The organism is Actinospica durhamensis, assembly GCF_018139695.1.
Taxonomy (GTDB): Bacteria; Actinomycetota; Actinomycetes; order Streptomycetales; family Catenulisporaceae; genus Actinospica; species Actinospica durhamensis.
Genome location: NZ_JAGSOG010000490.1, coordinates 1 through 2,835 on the forward strand (window position 1 = coordinate 1; position 2,835 = coordinate 2,835).

Annotated in this window: 1 protein-coding gene and 2 tRNA genes; all 3 read left to right on the plus strand. The window is 68.2% G+C overall.

The window, feature by feature from the left end; genetic code table 11:
• Nucleotides 1-179: 179 nt before the first annotated feature.
• The 3 genes from KDL01_RS40270 (at nt 180) to KDL01_RS40280 (ending at nt 2,370) form a co-directional block, all read left to right on the plus strand.
• Nucleotides 180-268 (plus strand) — tRNA-Ser (locus KDL01_RS40270).
• Nucleotides 269-448: 180 nt separating this feature from the next.
• Nucleotides 449-593: transfer RNA gene (locus KDL01_RS40275), tRNA-OTHER, on the plus strand.
• A 115-nt stretch (nt 594-708) separates the two neighbouring features.
• Nucleotides 709-2,370, plus strand: a complete 1,662-nt coding sequence (locus KDL01_RS40280) for a TROVE domain-containing protein (protein ID WP_212533992.1) — start codon at nt 709-711, stop codon at nt 2,368-2,370.
• The last annotated feature ends 465 nt before the right edge of the window (nt 2,371-2,835 follow it).

Below are 2,835 nucleotides of genomic sequence, written 5' to 3' on the forward strand. Positions count from 1 at the left end.
GGCCGGGGTAGCTTCGGCATCGCCGAAAACCCGTCGTGGCAACGGACCTGGGTGCGCTATCGTCGGCGCAGCGCGTCCGTGGGATCGGGCGTGGAGCGGGTCGAATGATCATCGGTTGCCTTTGGCGACAGGATGATCCCGGTGGCCGCCCCACAGGTCCGCTCTGTTCCCGATCGCGCGGCGGCATAGTGCTTCGACGTCCGGGTCGAAGATCCTCGCTTATCGACTCATAATCGACAGGTCCTTGGTTCGAGTCCAAGCGGCGCCTTCGGGGGCTGTAGCTCAGCTGGCAGAGCAGTTACGGCGGGGATCGCAACCACATCCGGGCACCTACTTCGACAACTGAACACAACTGAACACTGATCCACGCAGGCGGGCGGGTCGAAGACCTGTCGGTTACCTGGAGGATGCGGTCGCGGGTTCGAATCCCGCTCGCCGGGGACTGCCCCGGCGGTAGCTCAGCCCGGCAGAGCTCATTTGAACCCCGGCGGGTCGCCCCCATATCCGGCCGCCTGCGTGATGGTCCGGAGCGGGTCGAAGGCTGTTGCTTATCTACCGTCAGGTAATCGCGGGTTCGAATCCCGTCCGTCGCTCTGGCGGCGGTGGCCGAGTGGTCTATGGCAATAAACGCGGCGGCCACAACCACATCCGCTCCAGCTTCATCCACATCCGCCCCCGCGGCGGGTCGAGCTTTTTGGGAGTACACCCATGTCCCGCGATCCGCTCGCGGCCATCGCCGCTGCGGCCACCCCGCAGTCCCGGCCGATCCCCGGCCGCGAGGCCGAGATGGTGCGCAACAACGCCGGCGGCCACACGTTCGCCAAGGACCTGTGGCGCACGCTGGAGGACTTCCTCGTCCTGGGGACGGCCGGCGGCACCTACTACGTGGGCGAGCAGACTCACACCTTCCAGAACGTACAGGTCGTCAACGGCGCGGTAGCGGCCGACGGTCAGCGTGCCGTGGCCCTGGCCGTCGAGGTCTCGACCGGCAGGCCTCCGCGTGCGCCGCGCAACCACCCGGCGCTGTTCCTGCTCGCGACCGCCATCACGAACGGGGACCTGGAGACCCGGCGCGCAGCCCGGACCGCGCTGCCGCAGGTCGCGCGCACCACCTTCCACCAGGCGAACTTCTTCGGGTACTGGAAGGCGCTGCACGGCAAGGCGACCGGGAACGGCACCGCACCCAAGACCGGGCGCGTGGCGCGAGGCGCTCTCGGTGACCTGCTGACCTCGCAGCCGCCGGACCGGGTGGCGTTCCAGGCGTGCAAGGCCGCAGCCCGCAAGACACCGCAGGGTGAGCCGTTCTCGCTGCGCGACGTGCTGCGGATCGCGCACCCGAAGGCGGAGTCGCCGCAGCGCCGGGCCCTGTTCGGGTGGATCGCAGGCAACGTGGACGACGCCGAGGCACGGCAGCTGCTGCCCTCGGTGGACGCTTTCCTGACCGCGAAGGCCGTCACATCCGCCGCCGAGGCCGTCGGCGTGGTGACCGGGCGGGGCGTGCCGTGGGAGTTCCTGCCCGACGCCGTACTGACGGAACCTGAGGTGTGGGACGCGCTCATCGACACCGTCGGGATGACCGCGCTGATCCGCAATCTCGCCCGCATGACCCGCATCGGGACGCTGACACCGATGGGAGAGGCGACCCGGCGCGCCGCAGCACGCCTGACGGACCGTGACGCGCTCGCAGCCGGCCGGATCCACCCGCTCGACGTGTACCTCGCGCTGCGCGTCTACGCCTCGGGCTGCTCACGGCCGAACCCGAAGGCGCCCGCGCAGAGCTGGACACCGGTGCCACAGATCAAGGACGCGCTCGAAGAGGCGTTCGACCTGTCGTTCGGGCACATCGAGCCGTCCGGCAAGCGCCTGCTGATCGCCGTGGACTCCTCGGGTTCGATGTCGTACGGGTCGATGACCGCGTCGGGTTCGCCGCTGGGCACGGCATACCAGGTGGCGTGTGCGATGGCGACGATCCTCGCCAGGATCGAGCGCGCGAACGCGCACGTGATCGACGTCGACACGGTGGTGCACGCCTCACGGATCACACCGCGCACAAACCTGCGGGAGATCGACACCTGGCGCCCGTCCGGCGGCGGGACGGACCTGTCACTGCCGTTCTCCCACGCCCTGGCGCAGCGCCTCGAGGTCGACGGCGTACTCGTCCTGACCGACAACGAGACCTGGGCCGGACGCATCCACCCCTCGCAGGCGCTCGCGAGCTACCGGTCGGGCATCAACCCGGCCGCACGCTGCGTGGTGGCATCACTCACCGCGGCCGGACACTCGATCGCAGACCCCCGCGACGAAGGCGTACTGCAGATCGCCGGATTCGACGCCACGCTGCCCCAGGTCGTGACGGGCTTCCTCCGGTAGCAGCCGGCAGGAGGCGCCCGCCCACGCCCCGGTGGATGACCGCCGGGGCGTGGGCAGGCCCCCTCGCCTCCGACTATCGGACGACTGTCGGCCGCAGCCCACACATAAGCCATTCCATTACACAGCGAAGTCAGCCGTACCCGCAAAGCAACATCTCCCGCGCCGTGAATGCCCGCCATATAGATAACCCGACCCGCGATCACACTCGGCAACTATTGCCGCACGGAATGCACGGAAATGGGCCAGCAAAGCCGCTCCGTCGGTGACTCCGCTGGTCAGTGGCACATTGAATGGCCTATGCGCGCCATTCCCAGGCTCCGTCCCGGCCATTCTTCCGTCATTTCTTAGACGCTCGGTAATGGCGAAGTCACGTCGCGTCGAGAAATGCGGGGAATTTGGACATAACGGTCAAACCGGGTAATGTTCTTGTCGTGCACCGGTCCACGCCGTGAAGACAGTTCCGGC